The following is a 7986-nucleotide window of genomic DNA, read 5'->3' as shown; positions in this document are numbered from 1 at the left end:
ATTACTAGATTACTCGTTCACTATTGAAGTTCAAAGGTGGTAAAATCATTTCTCGTGTTAGGAAGCTCACACCCTTGGCTTCCCTCTCTGTAAACCGTAAAAATGATTTCGTGTCCTTATCGTTACTTTTTCGTTCATGTTTATTTGTTAACTCATTATACTCGCATAAAAAACAAAATCAATACCATTTTTTAATTATTCTAAATTTTCAATCTCTAAGGCCGTAAAAAAACACACTCATCCCTAGGAAAGGGACGAATGTGTTTTCGTGGTTCCACCCTTGTTCCAATCTAGACGTAGCTCCTCCTAGATTGCTCAAGTTCAGATAACGGCTGATACCGTCAATAATTACTAGATTACTCGTTCACTATTGAAGTTCAAAGGTGGTAAAATCATTTCTCGTGTTAGGAAGCTCACACCCTTGGCTTCCCTCTCTGTAAACCGTAAAAATGATTTCGTGTCCTTGTCATTACTTTTTCGTTCATGTCTATTTGTTAACTTATTATAGTTATCAAATTTTTAAAAAGCAAGCCTATTTTTATTAACTATTTTCAAGATCATTTTTTATTATATTTCACAATAATATTTTATACCGGCCAATCTATTTACCTATTTCGTAATTTCCCAACTTGTAAATTAATGTTTCACATAAAAGTATTCCATTCTAAGACGAGTAGATCTCTTCCTTTTAAAACTATACTAATAAAGGATTTTTAATACAATCTTTTCGTATAACTTTCTTCTAAAGAACGTGCAACATCTTCTTCTGAAGTATTCATTTTCGCATGCTCCAACAACATTTTTGCTGCTGAAGGTAACCCTTTTTTATTTAACCAAGATTCTGGATCCCACATCTTAGAACGAATAAAAGCTTTTGCACAATGAATGTAGCATTCTTCTATTTCAACAACAATTCCAAGTAACGGATTACGTCCATTCGCCTGCATCTCTTTCAAAATTTCTTCATCGTTTGTAATATATGCTTTACCGTTTATTCGGAGTGTTTCCCCAAGACCAGGAATAAGAAAGATTAACCCTACGTGCGAATTTGAAATAATATTTAAAATGGAGTCTATACGACGATTGCCCGGCCTTTCCGGAATGATAATTTTATTTTTATTCAATACATATACAAATCCAGGTGCATCCCCTCTTGGCGAAGCATCACACTCTCCTAATTTATTTGCAGTAGATAATACTAGAAAAGGAGATTTAGACAGAAAATCTACACAATGATGATCAAGTGATGAAATAACTTTTTTCAAAGCTCGCTCACTTGGTTGCCCCAATATTTGTCGTAATTCTTCCTCTGTTGAAATAATCGATTTTATTTCCTTACTTTCTATCCCCATTTACAACCACCCCTTTTTTCTTTATTTTCCCAAAATCCAATACAAATATTGTATAATAAAATTTGCAGAAAGGGGAATTAAAATGACAGAGTGGTTAACGATATTTGATTCTGAAAAAAATACACTTGGAAAGAAATTACGTGATGAAGTGCATCGTGACGGTGATTGGCACGAAACATTCCATTGCTGGTTTATAGAAAAAGATGATGAAGATATGTTCTTATATTTCCAATTACGCTCTAAAAATAAAAAAGAAGCTCCGGGTATATGGGATATTACTTCAGCTGGACATATTATGCATGATGAAGATGTACAAATTGGCGGCCTTCGTGAAATTGAAGAAGAATTGGGGCTTTCCTTTCAAAGGACTGATTTAGCATACAAAGGAATCTATAAAATAGATTATGAAATTTCAGATCTTACTGATCGTGAGTTTTGTCATATGTATTTTCACAACGTAATAAAGCCTCTTCCATTTGCACCAGGTGATGAAGTAGACGATGTGATGAAAGTACATGCAACTGCTTTTCTACAACTATTAAAAAGAGAGATTTCATCTTTTTCGGCTATTTCTGTTTTAAACAATAAACCAATTACAATAACATTTGAAGATATTTATCCGTATGATCTTACATACTATGAATTTGTTGTTGAAAAAGGAAAAGAATTACTAAAAAATAATGATTAATAAATAGAATAGGACTCCCTACCCATATTGGCCGGGAGTCCTATTTTTCATTATTGCTCAAGTGTCTTCAAACTTTTCTCTACTCGTATGAATAAGCGAATGATTAGTACTAACATAAAGATCATTATCGCTAACGTTGTATGGGGATATCTAAACAGTATACTAATAACACTTCCTATCAACATCATAATGAACCCATTTTGTTTCATCACTTCTGCACTATACCTGTTACCTGCATCCCATAACTTCTTATTTTTCATAGACCGTTTCGTCCGATAACCATACGCTGCGTTAATATCTGTCGGTGGATTCTTTTGAAGAATACGTGCAGCAAATATAAATATAATACCGATCAACATGCTTATTCCTATGTTTACTAGTGCATACATCAATTATATCCACCCCCTAATTTACACCTTCATTATACTATACAATTATCAATATTCCAATTATTAACATTTTCATTTTCTCTCTTTAGATGTCTGGAACATACTTGGAAGTGTTACAAAGCGTGCTCCTTTCGTTTTCAACTGTGGAATGATTTTGTCTAGCGCATCTACAGATCCTTGCAAATGTCCACCTGGAGTTGAATGCTGAAGTATGACACTACCTGGAAATGAATTCCCTAACACATTATTTGTAATTGTATCAGCACTTACCCCTTTCCAATCAACTGTATCGACACTCCACTGTACAATCATAAAATTTTGCTCTGTTGCCCACTTCAATTGATTTTCAAGTATTTCACCGTACGGCGGACGTATAAACTTCGGTGCATAACCAGCTAACCGATTTAATATTTCTTCCGTTTTTATAATTTGATTATGGTACTCAGCCTCATTTACTTTCGCTAAATTTGGATGACTATACGTATGATTACCAATTACATGCCCTTCATTTGCAATACGCTTTACTACGTTCGGAAACTTTTCTGCATTTTCACCGAGCAAGAAAAAAGTAGCTTTCACATTATGTTGTTTTAACTTATCTAAAATTTTTGGCGTAAATACTAAATCTGGTCCATCATCAAATGTAAGAGCTACTTCCGCTTTATTGTATGGTCCTGAAAATGCATACGCATATTTTTCGACCCATGAAAATGGTGTCCATGATCCACGATCCTCTTCTTTCATTTGTGCTTCATAATTTTGAGGAACATGTAATGCGTATGGTAGCGCATTTACATAGTCTCCATAATAAAATGAATGATATGGCATATAAGCGTACGAAATATTACGTTCTAGCCCTAAAGGAAATGGAACGAACATTTCTGGTGAATAAAAATAATACATGATAAAAACCTCCCTAAAATTTCATATGTGTTTCATCTGTACTTTGTTAGAGAAATTCTGATTCCTGAACAAAAATAAGACTGTCCGTAATTAGGACAGTCTTACTGATTTATATACTTAATAAATTACTTTACTATCTTTCGGTAATTTTCTTACATGCTTTAAATAACTCGTCACTTTGTCATCATCATCTTGCGGATATTGATATTCATAAGTGTTAGCAATTTCGTTCGCAACTTTCCTAAATAAATTACCCATTATAAAAAATGAATCCCAAATATTTTCATACTCTGCATTTGAAAATGTCCTTTTAAACTGCTCCCAGACATCTTTTTCAACATATTGTTCGAAATACTTCCCAAACTTCCCAGCATTAGCTGTAAACTTTGTTTTCATACCAATATGCCACTCCTAGCATTACAACTAACATATCTCGCATTGGGCCTTCAAGCATTCCTTTCGCATAAGTAAGCTCCTCGCGCCATAACCCTTTTCCTACATTTGTACTGCACCACCAAAATTCATTACAGCAATCTAAAAACTCTTTTTCCCTAGGCTTTTTTACTAAGTAATCTTTATCGCTTGCTGGTGGGAATTCTTCCAGACAATTATCTTTATCAAGAAGCAGTTTACTTAAACTATCTTTTCCAACGAACTTTTTTATTAACTCAACTGGAACTAGTGTTAAATCAATCCGATTCCCATCCATGAACTGCATTAAATACGGAAACTTCCCGTCTTCATCTGCTGGAAGTAACGACATTTCTTCCGGCATTTGGACAATCATTATTTCTCCAAATCTATGAATCCAATTATGATTAGACGTAAACGACTGCATATCTTTTACAACATACATAATATCATAGTCTTGAAAACAATCTCTTTTCACATTTGGATTTACACGTGATCCATTCATGATGACTGCTCGGATTCTTTCATCCTCTTTTGCTGTATTTATAATTAAGTCTAACATTTCTTTTTCAGTTCTCATCTACTTATAGCCTCCAATTTTTTAATATATAATATAGTGTTATGTATACTGGAGGTCCACGAGCTAATTTCGTTATACACGATACATGTTATAATTTTTGAAACTTCTTTTTCATCCCTTTTTCCTCCTTACATCACTCTTTTACAACTGCCATCACAAACCCATCGTATCCCTTACTTCCTACAGTTTGAAGCGCTGTAGCACTAACACGTGGCTCAGCAGCTATTAATTCATAGAAACGGCGTATTCCTTGTACACGAGGATCGCTACTAGTATTGTCAATAACTTCTCCTTCACGTACTACGTTATCACCAATAATTACAGTACCCGGTCGTGATAGTTTTAGTGCCCATTCAAAATAAGCAGGGTTATTTTGTTTATCAGCATCTATGAAAATAAAATCAAAAGGTTCATACTGCTCATTTTTTATTTGTTGTAAAGAATCTAACGCTAATCCTGTTCGTATTTCAATTTTATCATTCAAATTAGCACGTTCAATATTGCTACGTGCAATTTCTGCATGTTTTTCATTTGCTTCAAATGTAACAACTTGTCCTTCAGATGGTAAGCCCCTTGCAATCCATATCGTGCTATATCCGCCTAGAGTACCAATTTCCAAAATGTTTCGAGCTCCTTGAATTTGTACTAATAGTTGCAAAAACTTCCCTTGCGTTGGCGATACATCATGTGCCGGTAAATTAGCTGCAGCGTTTGCTTGAAGGACCCTTTCTAATGTAGAATCTTTCGGTATTAATACATCACTCACATATTGATCAACAGCCGTCCATTTCTCAATTGTACTCATGTATATACCATCCCCTTAAAGTTTTTTTATGCTTTTCTACCATTCACACTTGATTATACCGAAAATTCCGTTTTATATACAAAAAATAAAGAAGGAACACCCACTCCATTACAGAATAGATGTCCCTTCTTTGTTAATACATGTAGCCCTTACGGATTAGTAGACCAAAGTCCTGCTGATTTAATAAATGTACGTTTATTTAATTTCAGCTGTGCTACGATAAACTCTGCAATATCTTCTGCTTGCATTACTTTATCAGGATTTCCATCAGTTAACCCTAAACCTACAGCCATATCAGTTGCTACTGTACTTGGAGTTAAAGCTGTTACACGAATGTTATGTTTACGAACTTCCATCGCTAACGATTCTGTTAAGCCAAGAACACCAAATTTAGAAGCACTATATGCACTTGTTACAGGCGCGCCTTTTTGTCCTGCTGTAGATGAAATATTAATAATATCACCAGATTGTTGTTCAATCATGCTTGGTAAAGCGGCACGAGTTGCATAGTATACACCCATTAAGTTTACTTGAATGATTTTTTCCCAATCAGCAACGTCTAATTCTAAAAACTTACCAAATTTAGAAATACCAGCGTTATTAATTAAAATATCGATAGACCCTAAACCGTTTTTTAACGTTTCAATTGCAGTCGTTACCTCTTCATACGAAGATACATCAGCAGTCGCAATAACAGCTTTTACGCCTTCTGCTTCCACTTCTTTCGCTACAGCTTTTAAGTTTTCTTCTGAACGAGCTAAAAGACCTACATTTACGCCTTCTTTCGCTAATGCGATCGCTACAGCACGACCAATACCTCTACCTGCTCCTGTAATTAAAGCATTTTTACCTTGTAATAATTCTGCCAAGTATAACACTCCTTAATCTTCTCTGTTGTTTATCATATTAAAAGTGTATCTATGTTTATGTAAAAAGGCAATGATGCACTTTCATGTGCGTAGGTTACTTGTAGGTAACTATAGTAGCTATATATGCCTTTTTAAAGAAAAATAGTGTTAGAAATCTTTCCACCTAACACTACTTTTCTTCATATTTAGGAATACACACAATAAATTCTGTACCATTTCCTTCCTCACTCTCGACTTTTATTTCTCCTTCATGAAGATCAAGTACTTTTTTTACAATAGCTAAACCTAAGCCACTTCCTCCATAGGCACGATTTCGTGAAGAATCCGCTTTATAAAAACGCTCAAAAATATGTTGTTTCTGTTCTTCTGATATACCAATTCCTGAATCACAGATACGCACTTCCACTACTGTCTCATGTTCCTTTAACTGAATAGTGATCGTACCACCGCTTGGAGTAAATTTAATGCTATTATGAATTAAATTAATCCACACTTGACTCATACTTTCTTGGTCTGCAGTTACATGGACTTTCTCTAAATCAAGATCTAATTCAATTTCTTTTTCAGCCCAGAGTGGTTCACTATTTAATACAATTTGCTTTAACTGTTGATCTAATCGATAGCTCACTCTTTCTGGTGTATACTCTTCGGATTCTAAAAGAGTTAGCTTCAATAAGTTTTGACTTAGTTTAGATAATCTCGTTGTTTCAGTTTCAATAATGGTAAGATAATGCTTTCTTTTTTCCTCAGAAAGATTATCATCTTGTAGTGCTCTAGCAAATCCTTTTATAGAAGTTAATGGTGACTGTATTTCATGAGAAACATTTGATACAAACTCTTGTCTCATTTTCTCCATCGTATTCAGTTCATCTGTCATATCATTTATACTTTTTACGAGCACGCCAATTTCTCCATCATACTTTTCTTCATTTCGTATTTTTACGGAGAAGTCTCCTTTTGCAATTTTTTGTATCGGTTCAATAATAGTCCAAATCATTGCCTCTCGTTTTGGCCTCATTAATATTCCAATTAATGTCCAAATAAGAATAATAAATACAAAACCGACCATATCACTAATTAGAAAGGCAACAAACGGCGATACATTTACGTCAAAAGCATTCAATAAACTAGTTGCTACATAAAATGCGATAGACCAAATGATAGTAAGAAAAGTAAAGAGAGCTAATACCGCTCCAAATACTTTCAGCATCTTCAACTTACTCATTCGTTTTCTTTTTCTCATTTACTTATCTCTAAGCGATACCCTAAACCTCTTATTGTTTTAATACTAAATTTCGACTTCTCTTCTTGAAACTTCTCACGTAACCGATTAATATGAACGTCTAGTGTACGTTCATTCCCTTCAAAATCATATCCCCATATTTCTTCAATTAATTGCTCTCTCGAACAAGTTCTTCCCGCCTTAGATCCTAATGTAAAAAGTAACTCGAATTCTTTTAGCGGTAACGTAACCGTTTGTTCCCCCAGTGTCACTTCAAACGTTTTACGGTTTAACAGTACATTTCCAACTTGAATCGATTGCGATACTGTAATTTGGTAACGTTTCAGTAACGCTTTTACTCTCACTACTAATTCTATAGGATCAAATGGTTTTACGAGATAATCATCTGTCCCAAGGTGAAATCCTTTTACTTTTTGTGATGTTTCTCCTTTGGCAGTTAGCATCAGAACCGGGATATCATAGTATTTTCTTAATTCAAAACATACATCAAATCCATCCATATTTGGCATCATGATATCAAGAATAACCATATCGACTTTTACTTCGTCCATTTTCCTAAGTGCATCTATGCCATCAATTGCCTCATATGTTTGAAAGCCTTCCCGCTCTAAAAAAACAGAAACGAGTTCTCTAATATGTGGATCGTCGTCTACTATTAAAATTTTAGGTATCAAAGGAACCATTTCCTTTCTACTAAGCATCTTTTATATTTTTTAAAAATGAATAATCAGCGGAGTACAACCTCC

8 protein-coding genes, 1 pseudogene and 1 other annotated feature are annotated in these 7986 nt (G+C 34.3%); of the genes and pseudogenes, 1 reads left to right on the top strand and 8 read right to left on the bottom strand.

Annotated features, from left to right (window positions below; all coding sequences use genetic code 11):
* Nucleotides 1-247: 247 nt before the first annotated feature.
* Nucleotides 248-479 (bottom strand) — a binding site (T-box leader).
* Between the two features lie 234 nt (nucleotides 480-713).
* Nucleotides 714-1352 (bottom strand): pyridoxamine 5'-phosphate oxidase family protein, encoded by a 639-nt coding sequence (locus tag JDS98_RS06315; RefSeq protein ID WP_098711831.1) that lies wholly within the window; start codon nucleotides 1350-1352, stop codon nucleotides 714-716.
* 82 nt (nucleotides 1353-1434) lie between these two features.
* Here JDS98_RS06315 and JDS98_RS06310 point away from each other — a divergent pair, with 82 nt between their 5' ends.
* Nucleotides 1435-2040 (top strand): NUDIX hydrolase, encoded by a 606-nt coding sequence (locus JDS98_RS06310; RefSeq protein WP_097959146.1) that lies wholly within the window; start codon nucleotides 1435-1437, stop codon nucleotides 2038-2040.
* Nucleotides 2041-2090: 50 nt separating this feature from the next.
* On the opposite strand, the gene JDS98_RS06305 is transcribed toward JDS98_RS06310, so the two are convergent.
* From JDS98_RS06305 to hitR, 7 genes and pseudogenes are all read right to left on the bottom strand, one after another.
* Nucleotides 2091-2429, bottom strand: coding sequence for an SdpI family protein (locus JDS98_RS06305; protein WP_141556005.1), 339 nt, complete (start codon nucleotides 2427-2429; stop codon nucleotides 2091-2093).
* Between the two features lie 72 nt (nucleotides 2430-2501).
* Nucleotides 2502-3332: a peptidoglycan-N-acetylglucosamine deacetylase gene (locus JDS98_RS06300; protein WP_000291210.1), complete on the bottom strand. Its 831-nt coding sequence runs from the start codon at nucleotides 3330-3332 to the stop codon at nucleotides 2502-2504.
* 117 nt (nucleotides 3333-3449) lie between these two features.
* Nucleotides 3450-4323, bottom strand: a pseudogene (locus JDS98_RS06295) (aminoglycoside 6-adenylyltransferase).
* 133 nt (nucleotides 4324-4456) lie between these two features.
* Nucleotides 4457-5128 (bottom strand): O-methyltransferase, encoded by a 672-nt coding sequence (locus JDS98_RS06290; RefSeq protein WP_087970046.1) that lies wholly within the window; start codon nucleotides 5126-5128, stop codon nucleotides 4457-4459.
* 149 nt (nucleotides 5129-5277) lie between these two features.
* Complete coding sequence (locus JDS98_RS06285) at nucleotides 5278-5997, bottom strand: 3-ketoacyl-ACP reductase (RefSeq protein ID WP_140158528.1); 720 nt, start codon at nucleotides 5995-5997, stop codon at nucleotides 5278-5280.
* A gap of 169 nt (nucleotides 5998-6166) precedes the next feature.
* Nucleotides 6167-7240 (bottom strand): envelope stress sensor histidine kinase HitS, encoded by a 1074-nt coding sequence (gene hitS / locus JDS98_RS06280; protein ID WP_001231633.1) that lies wholly within the window; start codon nucleotides 7238-7240, stop codon nucleotides 6167-6169.
* Entirely contained in the window at nucleotides 7237-7914 is a 678-nt protein-coding gene (gene hitR / locus JDS98_RS06275) for an envelope stress response regulator transcription factor HitR (RefSeq protein WP_199633645.1), read from the bottom strand. Before hitR ends, hitS begins: the two co-directional genes overlap by 4 nt.
* Nucleotides 7915-7986 lie beyond the last annotated feature (72 nt).

The organism is Bacillus cereus group sp. N11, assembly GCF_016483605.1.
In the GTDB taxonomy this organism is placed as follows: Bacteria; Bacillota; Bacilli; order Bacillales; family Bacillaceae_G; genus Bacillus_A; species Bacillus_A toyonensis.
Note: the sequence above shows the minus strand (reverse complement) of the source record. Positions and strands in the feature narration are given on the sequence as shown.